The sequence below is a fragment of the Ohtaekwangia kribbensis genome (assembly GCF_042676245.1).
Taxonomy (GTDB): domain Bacteria; phylum Bacteroidota; class Bacteroidia; order Cytophagales; family Cyclobacteriaceae; genus Ohtaekwangia; species Ohtaekwangia kribbensis.
The window spans coordinates 1,063,825-1,083,304 of record NZ_JBHTKA010000001.1; the positions used below are offsets into that span (position 1 = coordinate 1,063,825).

Consider the following 19,480-nt stretch of genomic DNA (forward strand, 5'->3'; position numbering starts at 1 on the left):
CCTTGTGCTTTATATGAGTAATCCAACCCCTAACGTAATAAGCCCGGCTGCCAATAGCAATGCACCGGTATAAATTAATGCTACAAGTTTACTCGGACGGGTTGCATTGGGACTCATCGATGAAAAGAAAAATCCTCCGGAGATAAGCAACGCGGATGCCGGAATTGAAGCCCGCACAAACCACGTAGCACCCAACGGTAGGGCTACGTGATCTGCGAGCAACTGGCATACCAGCGACAGAATAACAATAACACCGGCATGCGCATGCCCTGCCCTGAACATGGACTTCTGGAAAGCATTGAATTCAATTTTGGTAAACTTACCCGACAATACCATCAACAAAAAATACCCGCCATATTCAATAGACGGAATCGTGATCAGTATAATTCCACACATGAGTTTTGATTCGACTGTCATACGCTAAATTGGTTACTGGCTGCAAGAAAAGCTGCGAACTTTACTTAGAAGTTTCGAGCTTTGAGCTGCGAGACGTTACTGCAGCGCCCGCTGCCATTATGAAAATTATATTTATAGTTACAAGTTAAACCTCACCGACATCTACTAGCAGCTAGCAGCTACTTACTCAATGTCTCACCGAAAACCAATACGCCCACCCGATAAAAAACACCTGGAGAGGAATGCGAAACACCAGGTACATCGGTCCGTTTTCCATGCCGCCCAGTTCTACGTGTTTGAGTGAGCCTATGATGTTGGCGGGAAGTATACATATAAAGAATACAATGAGAAGTATACCGGTTAGTTTCGCGATGCGATCGAACAGCAGTGCGATGGCAGCGAGCAGTTCCACTATACCAGTGAAATATACCAACTCCGTTTTATAGGGAAGTATATCGGGCATAGACTGTACCATTACATCCGTCTTGAAGAAATGTGCCGATCCCGTCATGAGCAACATCAACGCCAGGGCCACACGCCCCATGAAACTAGCCGAATGCTTTTCTTTCAACACAAACCGGTTAACAAACCAGAACAATCCAAACGAACCAATCAACACAAACAGAGGCGCCATAGCATGGAGATTTATCTTTATTAGTAGTACTTTTTTAAGTTGCGAGCTTTGAGCTGCGAGTTAAAGGCTACGGCTGTTGACTGTAATTCGTTGATGTGTACTTACTATGTAGCAGTCAGCAACATAATCTATCAGCAGCTGGCAGCCAGAAGCCTGTGGCTTTTTCCTCTCGTGGCTCAGGGCTCATAGCTCGAAGCTATTTCTGACATTTACTCTTCATTCCTTCCGCCATCTGCTGTCCCCATTGTGGTGCCAGCGGGTTGTCTGATTTGAAGGTAGCAAATTTTTCGAGGGAGCGATCGGTTGTAGCGCATGCTTCGGCTGTCGATAAACCGGAAAACTGTGCAATACCCAATTGCATTTGTGCCAGCAATGCTAACGCACGCGGGTTGTTGCCATCGATCGCTATAGCTTTGTTCAGGGTTTGCATGGTGAGCGCTGCATATTGTGGTCCGCGGGAAGCAGGGTCTACCGAAACACGGATCATGTTGATGAAGCCTTCCATCGCAATTATTTCTGAATCGTTGGGAAGAATTTCTTTCGCTTTGTTCAATGATGTTGTTGCCAAGTCGAGGTATGCATCTTTTTTAGCTGCTTCCTTTTCTTTTGTGCTCATCATAATATACCCGAACGATGCATAATAGAATGGTTCCCATTTTGTTTTCTCGGCTGCACCGATACGTTCAAAAGTATTGACAGCGGTCTGGAGGTCTGCAATAGACTGTGCTGTATAAACACTGTGTATATTCTTTTGCATCGCTTCCATGTACTTGCTGTCATTGGCAAATACGAGGTTGGATACAGATACGATCACCACAGCGATCAGGAAAGGAATGATGTTTAATGTTTTCATGTATATATGTGTTTAAGGTTTACGATTTATAGACTTGGTAACTGGTTTACAGATTTATCTTTTGACAAAGTGATGAATATACCTACGAAAAGAAATCGCGGTGCTGCCTGGCGGATCGGTCTGCCGTTATATATACCTTCTGCATTTTGCTGTGTGCTATATTCGTAGCCGAAAATATTATCACGCCCCAGCAGGTTGGTACACGACAGGTAAACGATCAGGTATGGCTTTGGCAAGTAGCTCCAGTTAAAACTCAGATCGCTGTAAGCCGGTGTTTTACCACCATTGAATTTATCAGCATTAGGGTTGTTATACGGGCGACCTGAAGTATAGGAGTAGGTAAAGCCCAACTGACTCTTAATGGACTGCACAAAATATTTATATACTACCGAGAAGTTGTGTTTCGAAGCAAATGTTGGTGTTGAGCGGTATGGATAGTTCAGGTAATTGCGTTTGGTATCCAGGAACGAGTACGAAATCCAGTAGTCGGTATTGCGCAGGGAGCGGTTATCGCGCCAGAACAACTCTATACCTTTCGCATAGCCAGAACCTGCATTGTTTACTGCAGCAGCGTTTCCGTTCTCGTATTTTACCAGGTCGCTATATTTCTTGTAGTAAGTCTCAACGCGGAACGTACGGTTGTTTTCAATGCGCTGGTAGTTCAGAATAAAGTGTTCAGCTTTTTCAGGATCTAACGTAGGGTTTATGCGCACGAGCTCGTTCTTCGCGGTCTGGCGGAATTTACCATAGGCAAATGATACCTGGCTATACGTTCCGGTTTTATAGGCCAGTGAAATGCGCGGATCTACCGAGAACTGATTCATCAGGTCATTATACTCCAAGCGGGCACCGGCACGTGTTACAAATTTATTGCTGGTATACAGATCGGCCTCCGCGAAACCTCCGGCAATCGTTTCATCGAACGAGCGTGCATAATCATCACCATCACTGATGATGTACTCCTGATCGTACGAACGCTGCAATACTTCAACACCGGTCTTCAACTCCACTTTATCGGAGAGCGATCCTTCAAACACTGTTTTGGCATGTATACCTTTTTCAGTCTCAACAATATTATCGTGATCCGCGAAAGCGTCATTTTGCTGATAGGTATAGGAAACACCTCCGCGTACCATCCACTTATCATTCAAAGACTGCTTGTAAAAACCATTGAGGTAGCGGTAGTTATTCGTTAACTCGTACAGGAATTTTGAATTATAGTCATCGATGCTGTGCTGGTAAAGGGAGTAGTTTGTGTGATTAAAGTTACCGTATACTTTCAGCATGCCATCTTTACCGATCTGCTGACGAAACGCACTGCTGCCCTCCAGCGATACCGGAGCTTTTTCCCAGTCTACTTCCTGATTGATCAAACCGAAATACGGACGGATGTTGGTGTATTGAATTTTACCAATGATGGATCCGCCTGACCAGGCCTGTGTGTGTGCTACATCGCCACCCACCGAAAGTATACCTATATCTGTACGCGTCATTTCTGATTGATCTTTTGAATCGAGTACAAGTGCAGAAGAAAGTGCCTGACCGTACTCGGCAGAATATCCACCGGTGCTGAAGCTTGTACCTTTAAACATGAAAGGAAGAAAGCGACCGCGTGACGGTGTATTCGGTGCAGAAGGACTATACGCATCCAGCACAATCATACCATCAATAAAGGTCTTTGCTTCGTTGCCATCACCACCGCGTACAAAGAGTCTGCCGCTCTCCCCTACTTTTTGTGTACCGGGCAATGTATTCAGTGCACCTGCTATATCGGCTGTTGCACCGGCAGTGGTCGCTATATCCAGCGCTTTGAAAACGGTTCTTCGCGACTCATCGCTTGCTGCAAAAGCACCGGCTGTAATCATCACGGCTTCGAGTTCGTTGATCATTTCTTCGAGTGGCACTGCTATGTTTACCGGCTTTCCTTCCAGCACAACTTCACGCTGAAAATCTTTGTAGCCTATAAATTTCACCAGCAATATTTTGGTGCCGGTTTCTGTGGTGGTGAATTCAAAGTTGCCTTCGGTGTCAGAGGTAGTACCATCGTAAGTATCTACGAGTACAATGTTGGCCAGCGGTACAGCGACACCGCGTTCGTCTGTTATCTTACCGGAGATGCGGGTCTGGCTATAGCCCGTTACCAGTGTGCATGCGAGAAAAGCGGAGTAGAATAGTTTCATCGTTGAGAGGATTATGCTGTAAAGATTCTGGAAAGAATAGTCCTTTGAAAAAAGGAGTTACTGAACTGTAAGGAGATCAGGATGAACTGTAGAAAGCCCATCCTGAATTTTTTGCTTTTATTTTACGAGTGCTTCGATTTTGGTGATATAGGTATTGGCATCAGCCTTCATACCGCCCAGGTGTTGTCCTTCAAATGTCCAGAACTCTTTCTGGCCAACCGCATTGTTATAGATTATTTCACTGCCAACGATGGGTGCTTCTTTATCTTCTTTGCTGTGCACGATCAGCTTCGGCATGTTGGTTAAAGCCTTCACGTCTTCTTTCGCTGCATAAGGCGACACGAGGTATTGTTTGATCACAGCATGTTGTTCCTCCGGAGCATATAGCAATGCTATATCGGTGAATGAACTGAGTGAACCTTCCAGCACCAATGCATTTACTTTTGACTGATTGTCTTTCGCGATCTTGGTAGCGATCTGCGAACCTAACGAAGCTCCGAATACGATGAGTTTAGTATTCTTTACATCCTTACGATTGATGAGGTAATCAAATACAACCTGTCCGTCCTGAGCAACATTGATGTGCGTAGGTTTGCCGGTAGATTTACCATAGCCGCGGAAGTCGATCATGAATACCTGGAAGCCGCGATCAACCAGTGGCTTGGTCATGAATGTATAGGTTGAGACATTACCACCGGCTCCGTGAAAGAACAGCACGGTTGCTTTCGGTTTGCCGGTTGGTTTCAAAAATATACCATTGAGTGTAACGGTATCTGTCTTGATGCTGACTTCTTCGAACGCAATACCTTCCATCGGCTTCCACGCCTTTACCGGGAAATAGAATTTGTCATCGAACTGAGCGTTTGCAAAAGAAATGGTCAGGAATGTTACCAGCAGAAGTAAAGAGAATGATTTCATATAGGATGTGTTTTTATTTGGGTTTGTGTGAATCATGAGTCAAAAATTCACTTCCGTTCCCACATCCTCAAAAAGACCTTACTGAACTGTAGAACATGCCCGACCAACTGTAATGAACCGTTACCGAAATTTATACCCCGGGCGTGCGTACAATGATCTTTCCGGGAGTTTTATTGCCTTCAAAGACTTTGAACGCGGTATAATAATCGTCATATACCCCGGCAATAACCGGCCGAACCGGATTTACTTCGAGGAACTTTACAAACTGTTCCAGGTCTTCGCGGCTTCCGGTAGTATAGGCCTGCAACCGTATATTTCTGCGAATCACACTCACCAGGTCGATCGCTGTTTTGGTGTCTTCCAGGAATCCGATCAGCGCCACTTCCCCATTGACAGCCGTTGCATGAATTGATTCCTGTACCGATGAACCACCGGCCACATCGATCACCAGGTCAACCCCGCGGCTATGCGTCAATTCCAATACCTGCTGTGACCAATGCGGATGTAGTTTATAGTTGACAATCACATCCGCGCCAAGCTGTCTCAAAAACTCTTCATTGTCTTTTTTACCGGTGGTTACAATCGTGCGCAGTCCCATGCGCTTGGCAAGCTGCAGTGCATATAGCGACACACCGCCCGTACCCTGAATAAGCACCGTATCGCCCGCCTGTATACCCGACTGCGTCAACACACGAAAAGCTGTTAGCCCGGCCGTTGGCACCGTAGCCGCTTCCTCAAACGACAATGTTGAAGGTGCCTTGGCTATACTTTGTTCATGGAACGATATATATTCGGTAAAGACACCATCTACCGATGCCCCCAACTGAAGCGAAGCTTTGAAAGCATCCAGCTTACCGCCATACCAGCGTTGTCGCAGTAAACTGATCACGCGATCGCCCGGTACAAAGCGCGTAACTTTACTACCCACACGTTCAACAATACCAGCCGCATCCGAGCCCAACACCACAGGCAGCGGCTTTACCACCGGATACTTTCCGATAATAAAAGCATAATCACGATAATTAAGCGATGTCGCTTTCACGCGCACCAAAACATCATACTCTCCTACAACAGGAGCAGCAGCGTCAGTCCATTGGATACCTTCTAACGAACCGGGGAATTTTAGTTGTAATGACTTCATATTTATTAAGTTGATGACTGCCTGATTGCAATAGCGCAGGCTTTTTTAAAAAACTGTGAGCTGCTAGCTGCCAGAGGTGTGGGGTTGGGAGAGGGTGTGTTTGGAGTGCCGTCTAAGCTGCGGGCTACTAGCTTCCAGACGTGTGAGTTTGGTAAGTGGGTGTGTTTGAGATGTTACACAATTATCTAAGTATATATTCTATTTTTACTTCAACTTAGCCAGGGAGCGGTAACATCTCGTTAAGCAGTAACACCCTGGAAGCTCGCAGCTGGTAGCTAGAACCTTTTACAAAGAACGCAGTACTGGTCGCGACAATGCTATCTTTGTAATTCGTAATTCCTATCGCATTGATCTGAAAAAAGAATGGAACTCAAGCATCTTCGTTATTTTAAAGTATTGGCAGAGGAGTTGAACTTTCGCAAGGCGGCTGCGCGACTGAATATATCGCAGCCTCCGCTGAGTCAGCAGATCAAAGAGCTGGAAGAATCGCTTGGTATACCTTTGTTTCACCGGCTCAAGCAAGGCAATGAACTTACCGATGCCGGAAAATTACTCTATCAATATACACTTGAAATATTCGAGAAGGTTGAAGAAGCCGAAGAACGCATCCGCGCGATACGCGAGAAGAAAGCTGGTAAATTAGCGATGGGACTTGTGCCCGGTATACGTCCGCTGCGTATAGCCCAAACGATACAACAGTTTCAGCAGGTATACCCGGAGATGCAGGTAACGTTTACCGAACATTGCACTTCCACGCTGATACAACAGGTAAAAGAAAACCAGCTCGACCTCGCATTAGTGTTTGGTCCGGTACAGGATGACGCTCTTGAATGGACTGCTATCACCGAGGAAGAATATCATGTTGTATTGCCGGCTGATCATGCTTTAGCAAAACGTAAAACATTATCGCGCGAAGATCTGCAGGATCAGCCGTTCATTTTATACAAACGCCAGGACCAGCCCTGGCTTCACGATGCCGTTATGCAACAATTGAAGTGGAACGATCGCGAGCCTGTTATCGTCAGCGAACTGTCATCTCCGCGCACGCGTGTGCTGCTTGTTCACCAGGGACTCGGACTAACCTTTGCCCCGGCTTCCCTGCAGGAAGAGTATCCGCATGTTTCGTTCCGTCCGCTCGATTCGCTCAAACCTGTTTCCGTAGGCATGCTGCGAAAGCGGAATAAAAGCAATAAGGCGCTGAAAACCATGATCGAAGCCTTTCAAAAAAGTATGCAGTAAGCCTTTCATTCAGGCCGGTAATTTTCACAAAAGGCTTATTTTTGCCGTTCGCCTAACAGAACGAACTACAACATGGCCGATTACAGCAAAGACGAGATCAAACGCATTGAAAAGAAGTGGCAGGATAAATGGGCCGCTGAGGGTATTTACAAGGTAAAGGATGATACTTCCAAACCTAAATATTATGTACTCGATATGTTCCCCTACCCTTCCGGAGCCGGCCTCCACGTTGGACACCCCCTCGGGTATATTGCCTCCGATATTGTTTCTCGCTACAAGCGCATAAAAGGATTTAATGTATTGCACCCGATGGGCTTCGATGCTTTCGGGTTGCCTGCTGAACAATATGCTATACAAACCGGGCAGCATCCTGCTGTTACAACGGCTAAAAATATAGAGACCTATAAACGCCAGTTACGCCAGATCGGATTTTCGTACGACTGGGATCGCGAAGTGCAAACATCGGATCCGGCATACTATAAATGGACACAGTGGATCTTCTCGCAATTGTTCAACGCATGGTATAATAAAAAAGCTGGCGCTGAAGGAAAAGCAGAACCCATCACTGCACTGATCGCTGAACTGGAAAAGAACGGCAATAAAAATATAGTGGCTGTTACCGATGAAGATACGCCGGCTATAACTGCTGAACAATGGAAAAGTTTTAACGAGAAAGCGAAAGAAGATTTTCTGCAGAAGTATCGCATTGCATACCTGAGCGAAACCATGGTAAACTGGTGTGCTGCATTAGGCACAGTACTTTCCAACGATGAAGTAAAAGACGGTGTAAGCGAACGCGGTGGCTACCCGGTAGAACGCATCAAGATGATGCAGTGGAGTATGCGCATTACTGCATACGCTGAACGCCTGCTGAGAGGACTGGATACGATCGACTGGCCCGAGCCGGTAAAAGAAATGCAGCGCAACTGGATTGGTAAAAGCGTTGGCTGCGAACTTGATTTTAAAGTTGACGCTGCACAGGACTTGTCCATTCGTGTATTCACTACGCGCATTGATACTATATATGGCGTAAGCTTCATGGTGATTGCTCCGGAGCACGAGCTTGTGGACAAGATCACCACACCGGAACAACGTGAAGAAGTGACGAAGTATGTAGAGATCGCGAAGAACCGCAGTGAGCGCGATCGCATGAGCGAAGTAAAAAGAATTACGGGTGCCTTTACCGGTGCGTATGTGATCAACCCGTTCAACCATGAAAAAGTACCGGTATGGATTGCCGACTATGTATTGGCAGGCTATGGTACCGGTGCTGTAATGGCGGTACCATCCAGCGATACACGCGATTATGCATTCGCCAAACATTTCAACCTGCCGATCATTGATGTATTGGAAGGCCCCACCAGTGATATAACGAAAGATAACTTCGAACCGAAATCGGGCACGATGATCAATTCAGACTTTCTGAATGGATTAGTATGGAACGAAGCCATCGAAAAAGCATTGCAGCGTGTAGAAGAACTTGGTATAGGTATACGCAAGGTAAATTTCCGGATGCGCGATGCGATCTTCGGAAGACAACGTTACTGGGGCGAGCCGTTCCCGGTATATTTCGATAAAGGAATACCGAAGCTCGTAGCCGATAAAGATCTGCCGGTAACTTTACCGGAGATCGATCAGTATAAACCTACTGAGAATGGTGAACCTCCACTGGGCCGCGCCAAAGACTGGAACTATAAAGGCCATGCGTATGAGCTGACTACGATGCCGGGCTGGGCTGGTTCTAGCTGGTACTGGTTCCGCTATATGGATCCGAAGAATGAAAACGAGTTTGCTGCCAAGAACAAAATAGATTACTGGAAAGATGTAGACCTGTATATGGGCGGCAGCGAACACGCTACAGGTCACTTGCTATACTCGCGTTTCTGGTGCAAGGTGCTGAAAGATTTAGGCTATGTAGATGCTGAAGAACCTTTCAAGAAGCTGATCAACCAGGGGCATATACAAGGTATGTCGAAGTTTGTATACCGCGTTAACGGCACCAACAAGTTTGTGTCGCATGGCTTGCGTAAACAATACGATGTAACACCGTTGCATGCCGATGTAAGCATGGTAGACAATGATGTACTGGATGTAGAAGCATTCAGGAAATGGCGTGATGATTTCAGCGATGCCGAATTTATACTCGAAGATGGCAAGTATATCTGCGGAACAGAAATTGAAAAAATGTCGAAGTCAAAATACAACGTGGTTAACCCGGATGACATTGTAGTGAACTACGGTGCTGATACGCTGCGTATGTATGAGATGTTCCTTGGTCCGCTGGAATTATCGAAGCCCTGGAATACCAACGGTATAGATGGTGTATATAAATTCCTGCGCAGGTTCTGGAATCTCTTCCACGACAAGAATGAGAACTTCGTGATCAGCGATGAAGAAGCTACGCGCGAGGAGTTGAAGATCCTGCACAAAACCATCAGGAAGATTGAAGAAGATATCGAGCGTTTCTCGTTCAATACATCGGTAAGTGAGTTTATGATCTGCTGCAATGAACTGAGCTCAATGAAGTGTAACAAGCGCGCTATACTGGAGCCGCTGGTGATCGCACTTTCTCCGTATGCACCACACATCACGGAAGAACTGTGGGAGAAACTCGGTCATGCAACCTCTGTGTTGAATGCGAGCTTCCCTAAATTTGATGAGCAGTACCTGGTTGAGAGTTCATTCGAATACCCGATCTCTATCAATGGAAAGGTTCGTGTAAAAATGAACTTCGCCCTTGATATGCCGAAGGAAGACATTGAGAAGTTGGTCGTTGCGTCCGAAGCCGTTCAAAAATGGACGGAAGGTAAAGCTCCGAAAAAAGTAATCGTTGTACCCGGCAGAATTGTAAACGTGGTGGTATAGATACCATTCACATAATTATACATACCGGAGGCTGCTGTAAAAAGGTAGCCTCTTTTTTTTGTACAGAAAATACAGAAATTAAATATCAGCCTGTAACAAAAATATATCCCCATCGTCATGCAAACCGTTGGACGTTTGCTGTGGACTGTCTATCTTAAAAAATATTGGCCGCCACCAAACTAACTCTTAACCTAATCTTTATCCATGCAGCTTGTTATTGACAACCTTTCGAAGACGTATGCCAATGGCGTACAGGCTTTGAAGAACGTTTCGCTTACCATTAACCAGGGAATGTTCGGACTGCTCGGTCCTAACGGTGCCGGTAAATCTTCACTCATGCGTACTATCGCTACATTACAGGAGGCCAGCAGTGGTTCCATTACGCTGGGCAACCTCGATGTACTGCGCGAGAAACATGAAGTACGAAAAGTACTCGGCTATCTTCCGCAGGAGTTCGGTGTATATCCGCGTGTAACAGCCGAAACGATGCTCGATCACATTGCCGATCTGAAAGGTATAGTAGATAAAAAACAGCGCAAGGAAATTGTACATACACTGCTGGAAAAAGTAAATCTCATTCATGTTCGTAACAAGAACCTCGGTACATTCTCCGGTGGTATGAAACAACGCTTTGGTGTTGCACAGGCACTCATCGGCAATCCTAAACTTATTATTGTAGATGAGCCAACAGCAGGTCTTGATCCGGCCGAGCGAAACCGCTTCTATAATTTACTTAGCGAGATTGGTGAGAATACTATTGTTATACTCTCCACCCACATTGTAGAAGATGTAACAAACCTCTGCAGCAACATGGCTATTATTTGTCTCGGTGAAGTTATAGCACAAGGACACCCGGCCGACCTGGTTGAATCGCTGCAAGGCAAAGTATGGAGCCGCATTATAGAGAAGAACGAACTATCCTTCTTCCGTAATTCATTCAACGTAATCTCTACCCAGCTCAAAGCAGGTAAAACACAGATACATATAATCAACGATTTTCGTCCAGATGATTTCAAGCCGGAGGAAGCCAGCCTGGAAGATGTATACTTCTCAAAGATAGCGGAGAAGATGGATACCATTACCGTTTAACCTAACCTTACCAACATCTTTATGTACTGGAAAATATTTCTTTTCGAGGTAAGGTATCGCTTTAAACGGCCTGCTACCTATGCATACTTCTTTGTATTGTTCCTCTTCGCTTTTGTGAGCGGTATATATGGAAACAGTCCTGCGTCCGAGAAAGTATATGTAAACTCGGCGTATGCCATCGGCTACTTCATGATCATACTCAGTATATTTGAAACCCTGATCGCTTCTGCTGTGATGGGTGTACCGGTATATCGTGATATTGAATACCGCACCAAGGATTACTTCTTTACCTACCCCATCACCGAGAAATCATATTTACTCGGCAGGTTCTTCGGATCATTTGTCATTCTTATTTTTATCAGCTTCGGATATCACGTTGGTACCTGGCTTGGTGGGCCGCTGGGTGTCGCCACGGGTGAAGTGGAACCGGAGCGCTTTGGTCCGTTTATACTCTATCACTATATCTACAACACGCTGGTATTAAATATACCCAACCTGTTCTTTACAGGCACAGTGTTCTTTGCACTGGTGGCACTCACACGAAAAATTGTAGTGACGTATGTAGGAAGTGTAATTCTCTTTATCGGGTACCTGCTCGCCAACGCACTTACGCAGGATCTCGACAACAAAGACCTTGTAGATATACTCGATCCGTATGCACTCACCACCTATATCAACGCTACCAAGTACTGGACACCTACTGAACAAAATACAGGACTGATTCCGCTGGAAGGTAATTTCCTTCTGAACCGTATGCTGTGGATCGGCATCAGTCTGCTTTTGTTTGCTTTTACTTTCTTCCGGTTCTCGTTCCGCAGCATGCTCGAAGTAGCTGCCGGCAAGATTAGAAAAGATGACGAGATTGAACGCAAAGGACGATCGCTGTCCGATCTCCCGGTTGTTCAGAAAGTATATTCACAAAGTATATATCTCCGTAAGACGTTCCGGTTGGGATTACTGGAATTCAGTAACATTATAAAAGACTTTTACTTTATCGCCATATTACTGGCCGGTGTATTGTTCCTCTTCCTGGATGGCTGGTTCGGCTCGCCCATCTTTGGTACACCTTCCCTCCCGCTAACGTACTACATGCTTGAGGTAAAAGATTATAACTATATCATCTTTGTTTTTATCATTATAATCTTCTATACCGGTGAAGTGGTACATCGCGATAAAAGCGTGAATTACTCCAACATTGCCGATGCCTTACCGATTCCTAACTGGGTTGTATATGGCTCTAAATTTCTCTCGCTTGTCTTGATCAGCTTTGTATTGGTAAATCTTGTGGTGATCTGCGGAGTGCTGAACCAGGTTGTAAAAGGATATTTCAATTTTGAGTTCGGCATGTATTTTACCGATCTGTACCTGATCGAATTCCCAGAGTACATTCAGCTGGTGATGCTCGCATTCATCGTACACATCCTGATCAACAATAAATTTATCGGGCACGTGGTATCCATCGGTATATGGGTTGCGTTGTTCGGCCTGCGTAATTTTGCCGAGCTTAACTATAATCTTTTCTTCTACAGCTATATTCCGGAATACAGAATATCCGACATGAATGGCTTTGGACATTTTCTGAAGTCCACCACATGGTTCAATGTATACTGGCTAAGTCTCGGGGCGATATTTGTAGTCATTGGTAACCTTTTCTGGAATCGTGGAGCTGAAACGAGCTTTGTAACACGCTGGCAGATTGCCAAACAACGGTTTAGCGGACTCTCGGCTACATCGCTCACAATATTTACCGTGCTGTGGATCGGCAGCGGTATATTTATATACTACAACGTAAGCGTACTCAACAACTACTACACTGCGAAGGAAAGCCGGAACATCGGTGCTGACTTTGAAAAAAAATACAAGAAGTATGAGTTCGCAGCGCAGCCGAAAGTAACCGATGTAAAAGTCAACATCGATATATACCCAAAAGATCGCACCACAAAAGCTTCCGGTATATTTACGATCGTGAATAAAAGTACAAAGCCAATCGATTCACTCATCCTCAACATCAGCAGTCCGGTGGATCATACCATTATTGAAAAACTTTCGATTGATGGAAGCGAGCCCCAGCTCCTGATGGAAGACAAAGTGAACCGCTTCTTCATTTACAAAATGCCGAAGACGATGCACCCAGGCGATACCATGACGATGGACATCACGATGGACGCTGGCTATAAAGGTTTTACAAACAGCGGTCTCGGCAGACAAATTGTTTACAACGGTACCTTCTTTGACCTGAGCATATTTCCTTCGTTCGGATACCCGGGCGATCCGCTCGACAGTGACAAAGAACGAAAAAAGCATGGCTTGCCGAAGAAAGACTATACCCTTCCGCCTCAAACCGATCCGCATGGTTTGAGTAATTTACTCTTCAATGATGATGCAGACTATGTAACGTTCGAAGCCACTGTTAGCACCGATGAAGACCAGATCGCACTGGCTCCCGGCTATCTTCAGAAAGAATGGGTTGAGAACGGAAGAAAGTATTACCACTATAAAATGGATGGTGAGATGGATCTTTTCTTCAATATATCCTCTGCACGCTATGCCGTACACCGCGATGTATGGAAAGGTAAAAATGGAGAAGCTGTTAACATCGAAATATACCATCATCCTGATCATGCCTATAACCTCGATCGCTTTGTAAATTCTGTGAAGGCATCGATGGATTATTTCTCAAGTAACTTCCGTCCGTATCAATATAAACAGATGCGTATACTGGAGTTTCCGCGTTACGCTGGTTTCGCGCAGTCATTTCCGAATACAGTACCCTATACCGAAAGCTTCGGATGGGTTGCCGACTATAGCGATCCGAATGATACAGACTATACCTTTTATGTTACGGCTCACGAAGTGGCACACCAGTGGTGGGGCCACCAGGTAACACCTTCTGCTACACGTGGAGCGAACCAGATATCGGAGTCGATGGCAGAATATTCGTCACTCATGGTGTTGCACCACGAGTATGGTGTTGACTGCATGCAGAACCGTTTAAAATATAGTCTTGATCGTTACCTGCGCGGTCGTTCTGGCGAAGATAAGTTTGAAGCCACCCTGCTGGAGAATGATTCGCGTTCGTATATATGGTATGAAAAAGGATCGCTTATACTCTATGCGCTGCAAGACCTGATTGGTGAAGAGCGGTTGAATGGTGCGTTCCGTAAATTCATTGATACGGCTGCCTTCCGCCAGAAACCTCCGTTCGCCACATCGCGCGAATGGTATAGCTATATCAAAGCGGCCACTCCGGATTCATTGCAATACTTCATAGACGACTCGTTCGAAAAGATAGCGTTGTACGAGAACCGGATTACAAAAGCAGTATCGGAACCGTTGAAAGATGATGAGTATAAAGTCACACTCACCGTACAAACGCGTAAGCTGTACTATGATGGTCTTGGAAAAGAAACCGGTAAAGGCACCGGCAAAGACCTGATCGACATCGGCATCTTTACCGATGATGGCAAGAATGAAAAGGGTATGGTAAAGAAAGTGCCGCTGTATTTAAAGAAGCACTGGCTTGACGAAGGCGAGCATACGTTTACCTTTACCGTGAAGGGCAAGCCGGTTAAGGCCGGCATCGATCCGTACAATAAACTGATCGACCGCATTCCGGATGACAATATGAAAACCGTGGAAAGCAAATAATTTCCCCGGGGGGAAACATCACGATACAAGATACCAGGCTTCAAACACCTGGTATCGTTCGTTTTATAGGGCATCAAGAAAGACAAATCCCTTTGTAAATGTTCGCTCCGATCTTCGAATTCTTTCGTTAATTTGCCCCCGATCTAGTACATGAGTATGCAGGCAATCAAGGAAACCAACTTCAAATTTCCCGGGCAAACGGGCTTTTATAAGGGCAAAGTTCGCGATGTTTATTATTTCGGAGATCGTATGGCGATGGTTGCCAGCGACCGGATCTCGGCCTTCGATGTTATTCTGCCCCGCGCCATTCCGGATAAAGGAAGGGTTTTAAACCAGATTGCTGCCTTTAACCTGGAGGCTACCAAACATCTTGTTCCCAACTGGGTTATTGCTACGCCTGACCCGAACGTTACCATTGGCTTCCGGTGTGAGCCTTTCGCGGTGGAGATGGTGGTGCGCGGTTACCTGGCCGGCCATGCATGGCGTGAGTATAAAGCCGGGAAAAGATCGGTATGTGGTGTACCGCTTCCGGAAGGCTTGAAAGAAAATGACAAGCTTCCGACTCCGATCATCACCCCTACTACCAAAGCGCATGTAGGACACGATGAAGATATTTCCAGGGAAGACATTCTGAAGCGCGGCATTGTAAGCGAGAGCGACTATAAAATACTGGAAGAATATACCTTTAAACTTTTCCAGAAGGGAACCGAACTGGCAGCCGAGCGCGGGCTCATTCTCGTAGATACCAAGTATGAATTCGGTAAACATCAGGGCACGATTTACCTGATCGATGAAGTACACACTCCGGATTCATCACGCTATTTTTATAAGGAAGGTTATGAAGCGCGCCAGAAAGCCGGTGAACCACAGAAGCAACTTTCGAAGGAATTTGTTCGTCAATGGCTTATTGAAAATGGTTTCCAGGGAAAAGACGGACAGCAAATACCTGAAATGACGGACGAGATTGTGAATTCAATTTCTGCCCGCTACAAGGAACTTTACCAACAGGTACGTGGCGAAGCACTGGACTCTGTTGATTATACCGGCATCACGCAAAGAATTGAGCAAAGCATTCTCAATTCAATAAATTCCGTTAACTTGGAAAGTCAGAAAATCTGAAGTTTTAAATAAAGGTGGACATATTGGTGAGTCCTGAAGACACAAGACGGATCATCGTAGTTTCCATCAGGACGCATACAAGAAAATTATATACAGCGATGAAATATACTATAGACAAGCAAGAGAAGTACTGCATGCTGAAGCTGCATGAAGAAAAGCTGGATTCCAGTGTAGCACCCGGCCTTAAATCAGAGTTGATCACGTTGCACGCAGAGGGCATGAAGAACATCATCCTGGACCTGGCCGATGTAAAATATACTGATTCATCCGGTCTCAGTGCTTTACTCGTGGGAAACCGCATTATGCAGGAAGACGGAGGTATCTTTGTACTGGCTTCGCTTTCTGATCATACTCTGAAGCTTATCAAAATCTCGCAGCTTGACAGTGTACTCAACATTCTTCCTACCGCTGAAGAAGCTATAGATGCTGTTTATATGCACGAGATTGAAAAAGATCTTAAGAGCGGAGATCATTAATCTTTTAGCAACGTAACGTCTACACGACCAAAGCTCTCCGGGTTTTGGTCTTTTTATTTCTTCAGGCATGAGCTTTAAAGTTACGATACTCGGTTCCAGCGGTGCCATGCCGGCTTATGGTCGGCACCCCAGTGCACAGTTGGTGGAAATTCAGAACCGGTATTTTATGATCGATTGTGGTGAAGCCGCCCAGATGCAACTGATGCGCCTGGACGTAAGCTACCATCGCATCAATCATATTTTCATCAGTCACTTGCATGGCGATCATTACCTCGGTCTTATGGGACTGATCTTTACCATGCACCTGCAACGCAGAACCAACGATCTGCATTTATATAGTCACCGCGGGCTCGATGAGATCATTACCACGCAACTTCGCTACTCGCAGTCGTCACCGTCTTTCAGGATCATCTTTCACCGTCTTGAAAAAGATGAGCGCAAAATCATTTTTGAAGATGATGCTGTAACGGTTGAGACTATACCGCTTCGTCATAAAATTCGTTGCTCGGGTTTTCTGTTTCGCGAAAAGCCTAAACAGAAACGTATCGACAAGGATAAATTGCCTGCCGGTATATTGATCCAGCAGATCGCCTCTTTGAAACGAGGTGAAGATGTACTCGATGAAAACGGAAATGTAAAGTATAAGAACGAAGATCATACATTGCCCGCCCGAAAATCCAGAAGCTATGCATATTGCTCCGATACAGCCATACAACCTACCATGGTTGACCAGATCAAGGGTATAGATTTACTATACCACGAAGCTACATTCGCTACCGATGAAGAATCGAAAGCGAATGACACCCTGCACAGCACCGCGGCACAGGCAGCGATCATTGCTAAAATGGCCAACGTAAGCAAACTGCTGCTCGGACATTTTTCAGCACGCTATAAAGATCTGGCTCCTATATTGGAAGAGGCTAAACCGATTTTTCCAAATGTACAGTTAGCCCTGGAAGGTGACGAGTTCACTTTACAGGAATAATATATTTGAACGTAGAACAGAAGACCCTCTGCTCAAGCAGATATATACATACCCATGGAGAGTACACTTGAACAAAAACGAAGTCGCCTGTTTGTGATCCTGGCAGGAATCTTCATTACGAACGCACTGATGGCCGAGATGATCGGTGTTAAAATATTCTCTGCCGAAACAACGGTCGGGCTACAGCCTGCGCACCTCAACATCCTGGGCTTTACCATGGATTTCAACCTGACAGCGGGTGTCATTATCTGGCCGGTTGTTTTTATCACCACCGATCTTATCAATGAATACTTCGGGAAGCCTGGTGTTAAACGGATCAGTTACTTTACCGCTATACTCATCACGTATGCATTCGTTGTGTTGTTCCTCACAATAAAGCTCCCTCCTGCCGGCTGGTGGATTGATGCCTATAGCAAAGATCCGCAGGGCAATTACTTCAATATTGACTATGCGTTTGGCAAGATCTTCGGACAAGGCCAGCGTATTATTATAGGTTCACTCACAGCTTTTATTTTAGGACAGCTTGTAGATGTTTTTGTATTCCATAAACTGCGCCATGCTACCGGCAGTAAGTACCTATGGCTGCGTGCAACAGGTTCTACCCTCGTATCGCAGTTTGTTGACAGCTTTGTGGTGCTATACATTGCCTTTGCAGGAATATTCTCCAACCAGCAGATCATCGCCATTGGTATCACGAACTATATATACAAATTCGCCGTAGCGATACTGCTTACACCACTTATTTACTTCGGACATTCCCTGATCGATAACTACCTCGGTAAAGAAAATGCAGATAAGCTTTCCGAAGAAGCAGCAACAAAAAGCAAGGGCTTCCTGTAACAGAAGCCCTTCATTTTATACTTAAAATATATTGCAGTCTAATTCCAGAATCCTTCTTTACTGTTAAAGGTAGGACACGGTATCAGTTTATACTTCTTCTTCGAACTGCGGTTGCTCGGTTTGGATGAGAATTCCCACACCAGTGAAATTTCATGCGCACCTCCGGAAGCAGTCTCCATCTCGGAGATTGTAAAATCATAGCTATACCCGATCGAAAGTTGTTTGAAATATAGTCCGAGGGTTAAGATCAAAGCATCTTGCGCAATCGAGTTAACCACTGTCTTCTCAAACGGCTTACCACGATACCAGAGTCCAACAGAAACCGGGTCTATGTGATAGTTTACACCGAGATCAAGCTGTGAGAATGATTTGCCTTGCATGCGGTATATAAACGAAGGTGTGAGATACGAAACCCGTCCTCCGTTGTGAGGACCTCCGCTCAGATCAATGCGCGCCCCGGCATGTATAGCAGTCTTCATCGGCAAACGACTTGACTCATTCAACACGGATATACTCGGTCGATTCATGTGTGTAAACGAAGCACCAAACCAGAGTTGTCGGCTATAGATGAGAAAGCCTGATCCAAAATCAAAATAGGAACTGTTACCGATGCGCGCTACATCCGGGTCAAGCGATGATCCGGGCACATCGTATTCTACATCGAGATCTTTTCCCAACCGTACTTTACTTCGATCGATACCATTGGTACCATAACCGAAATATAGTCCAGGAGAGAAAACAACCTTATCAGTGATCTTTACTTTGTACGAATACAATAGCCCAGCCGTTGTGGTGCGCCATCCGGCAGATCCCATCTGGTCGGTGGTCAGCAACAAACCAAAACCACTGCGCAGTTCCTCTACAAATATATCATACGAAGCTGCGTACGTTGTAAAAGCTTTCGGCAAACTCGGCCATTGTATCCGGTAATTCATGGCCACCCGCTGCTGCGGAGTAACACCGGTAAAGCCCGGATTCAAATATAGCGGAGCCTGGTAATATTGCGAGAACTGCGGGTCTTGCGCAACGGCTGCTCCATACGCCATTACAATCATAGCAACGCCCATCCATCGTTTCATCGTGTTCTTCATCTGGTG

General features: G+C 45.5%; 15 protein-coding genes. 8 read left to right on the forward strand and 7 right to left on the reverse strand.

Annotation, left to right across the window (positions count from 1 at the left end; translation table 11 throughout):
• Positions 1-9 precede the first annotated feature (9 nt).
• The 6 genes from ACFQ21_RS04240 to ACFQ21_RS04265 all read right to left on the reverse strand — a co-directional run bounded on the left by ACFQ21_RS04240 (position 10) and on the right by ACFQ21_RS04265 (position 6,122).
• Positions 10-417 carry a hypothetical protein gene (locus ACFQ21_RS04240; RefSeq protein ID WP_377575298.1) on the reverse strand — a complete coding sequence of 136 codons (408 nt, stop codon included), beginning with the start codon at positions 415-417 and terminating at the stop codon, positions 10-12.
• Positions 418-583: 166 nt separating this feature from the next.
• On the reverse strand, positions 584-1,030 hold the full coding sequence (locus tag ACFQ21_RS04245; protein WP_377575300.1) for a DoxX family protein: 447 nt from the start codon (positions 1,028-1,030) through the stop codon (positions 584-586).
• Between the two features lie 196 nt (positions 1,031-1,226).
• The gene (locus tag ACFQ21_RS04250) at positions 1,227-1,883 is read right to left on the reverse strand and encodes a hypothetical protein (RefSeq protein ID WP_377575303.1); all 657 of its coding nucleotides are present in this window, start codon (positions 1,881-1,883) and stop codon (positions 1,227-1,229) included.
• Between the two features lie 26 nt (positions 1,884-1,909).
• Entirely contained in the window at positions 1,910-4,063 is a 2,154-nt protein-coding gene (locus tag ACFQ21_RS04255; protein WP_377575306.1) for a TonB-dependent receptor, read from the reverse strand.
• Between the two features lie 117 nt (positions 4,064-4,180).
• Positions 4,181-4,981, reverse strand: a complete 801-nt coding sequence (locus ACFQ21_RS04260) for an alpha/beta hydrolase (RefSeq protein WP_377575309.1) — start codon at positions 4,979-4,981, stop codon at positions 4,181-4,183.
• Positions 4,982-5,111: 130 nt separating this feature from the next.
• Entirely contained in the window at positions 5,112-6,122 is a 1,011-nt protein-coding gene (locus tag ACFQ21_RS04265; RefSeq protein WP_377575312.1) for a zinc-dependent alcohol dehydrogenase family protein, read from the reverse strand.
• Between the two features lie 363 nt (positions 6,123-6,485).
• On the opposite strand from ACFQ21_RS04265, the gene ACFQ21_RS04270 reads away from it, so the two are divergent.
• From ACFQ21_RS04270 to ACFQ21_RS04305, 8 genes are all read left to right on the forward strand, one after another.
• Complete coding sequence (locus ACFQ21_RS04270; protein WP_377575315.1) at positions 6,486-7,361, forward strand: LysR family transcriptional regulator; 876 nt, start codon at positions 6,486-6,488, stop codon at positions 7,359-7,361.
• A gap of 72 nt (positions 7,362-7,433) precedes the next feature.
• Positions 7,434-10,226 carry a leucine--tRNA ligase gene (gene leuS / locus ACFQ21_RS04275; protein ID WP_377575318.1) on the forward strand — a complete coding sequence of 931 codons (2,793 nt, stop codon included), beginning with the start codon at positions 7,434-7,436 and terminating at the stop codon, positions 10,224-10,226.
• Between the two features lie 204 nt (positions 10,227-10,430).
• Positions 10,431-11,315 carry an ABC transporter ATP-binding protein gene (locus tag ACFQ21_RS04280; RefSeq protein WP_377575322.1) on the forward strand — a complete coding sequence of 295 codons (885 nt, stop codon included), beginning with the start codon at positions 10,431-10,433 and terminating at the stop codon, positions 11,313-11,315.
• 21 nt (positions 11,316-11,336) lie between these two features.
• Positions 11,337-14,963 carry a M1 family aminopeptidase gene (locus tag ACFQ21_RS04285; protein ID WP_377575324.1) on the forward strand — a complete coding sequence of 1,209 codons (3,627 nt, stop codon included), beginning with the start codon at positions 11,337-11,339 and terminating at the stop codon, positions 14,961-14,963.
• A gap of 156 nt (positions 14,964-15,119) precedes the next feature.
• The gene (locus ACFQ21_RS04290; RefSeq protein WP_377578263.1) at positions 15,120-16,082 is read left to right on the forward strand and encodes a phosphoribosylaminoimidazolesuccinocarboxamide synthase; all 963 of its coding nucleotides are present in this window, start codon (positions 15,120-15,122) and stop codon (positions 16,080-16,082) included.
• Between the two features lie 98 nt (positions 16,083-16,180).
• Positions 16,181-16,558, forward strand: a complete 378-nt coding sequence (locus ACFQ21_RS04295; protein WP_377575327.1) for an STAS domain-containing protein — start codon at positions 16,181-16,183, stop codon at positions 16,556-16,558.
• Positions 16,559-16,625: 67 nt separating this feature from the next.
• On the forward strand, positions 16,626-17,543 hold the full coding sequence (locus ACFQ21_RS04300; RefSeq protein WP_377575330.1) for a ribonuclease Z: 918 nt from the start codon (positions 16,626-16,628) through the stop codon (positions 17,541-17,543).
• Positions 17,544-17,597: 54 nt separating this feature from the next.
• Positions 17,598-18,383, forward strand: coding sequence for a queuosine precursor transporter (locus tag ACFQ21_RS04305; protein ID WP_377575333.1), 786 nt, complete (start codon positions 17,598-17,600; stop codon positions 18,381-18,383).
• A 38-nt stretch (positions 18,384-18,421) separates the two neighbouring features.
• Here ACFQ21_RS04305 and ACFQ21_RS04310 read toward each other — a convergent pair whose 3' ends face one another.
• Complete coding sequence (locus ACFQ21_RS04310) at positions 18,422-19,474, reverse strand: PorP/SprF family type IX secretion system membrane protein (protein ID WP_377575335.1); 1,053 nt, start codon at positions 19,472-19,474, stop codon at positions 18,422-18,424.
• Positions 19,475-19,480: the final 6 nt, after the last annotated feature.

Excerpts from the sequence above, each read along its gene's own strand:
- ACFQ21_RS04240 (WP_377575298.1), bottom strand. The coding sequence starts at position 417 with ATGACAGTCGAATCAAAACTCATGTGTGGAATTATACTGATCACGATT.
- ACFQ21_RS04245 (WP_377575300.1), bottom strand. The coding sequence starts at position 1,030 with ATGGCGCCTCTGTTTGTGTTGATTGGTTCGTTTGGATTGTTCTGGTTT.
- ACFQ21_RS04250 (WP_377575303.1), bottom strand. The coding sequence starts at position 1,883 with ATGAAAACATTAAACATCATTCCTTTCCTGATCGCTGTGGTGATCGTA.
- ACFQ21_RS04255 (WP_377575306.1), bottom strand. The coding sequence starts at position 4,063 with ATGAAACTATTCTACTCCGCTTTTCTCGCATGCACACTGGTAACGGGC.
- ACFQ21_RS04260 (WP_377575309.1), bottom strand. The coding sequence starts at position 4,981 with ATGAAATCATTCTCTTTACTTCTGCTGGTAACATTCCTGACCATTTCT.
- ACFQ21_RS04265 (WP_377575312.1), bottom strand. The coding sequence starts at position 6,122 with ATGAAGTCATTACAACTAAAATTCCCCGGTTCGTTAGAAGGTATCCAA.
- ACFQ21_RS04270 (WP_377575315.1), top strand. The coding sequence starts at position 6,486 with ATGGAACTCAAGCATCTTCGTTATTTTAAAGTATTGGCAGAGGAGTTG.
- leuS (WP_377575318.1), top strand. The coding sequence starts at position 7,434 with ATGGCCGATTACAGCAAAGACGAGATCAAACGCATTGAAAAGAAGTGG.
- ACFQ21_RS04280 (WP_377575322.1), top strand. The coding sequence starts at position 10,431 with ATGCAGCTTGTTATTGACAACCTTTCGAAGACGTATGCCAATGGCGTA.
- ACFQ21_RS04285 (WP_377575324.1), top strand. The coding sequence starts at position 11,337 with ATGTACTGGAAAATATTTCTTTTCGAGGTAAGGTATCGCTTTAAACGG.
- ACFQ21_RS04290 (WP_377578263.1), top strand. The coding sequence starts at position 15,120 with ATGCAGGCAATCAAGGAAACCAACTTCAAATTTCCCGGGCAAACGGGC.
- ACFQ21_RS04295 (WP_377575327.1), top strand. The coding sequence starts at position 16,181 with ATGAAATATACTATAGACAAGCAAGAGAAGTACTGCATGCTGAAGCTG.
- ACFQ21_RS04300 (WP_377575330.1), top strand. The coding sequence starts at position 16,626 with ATGAGCTTTAAAGTTACGATACTCGGTTCCAGCGGTGCCATGCCGGCT.
- ACFQ21_RS04305 (WP_377575333.1), top strand. The coding sequence starts at position 17,598 with ATGGAGAGTACACTTGAACAAAAACGAAGTCGCCTGTTTGTGATCCTG.
- ACFQ21_RS04310 (WP_377575335.1), bottom strand. The coding sequence starts at position 19,474 with ATGAAGAACACGATGAAACGATGGATGGGCGTTGCTATGATTGTAATG.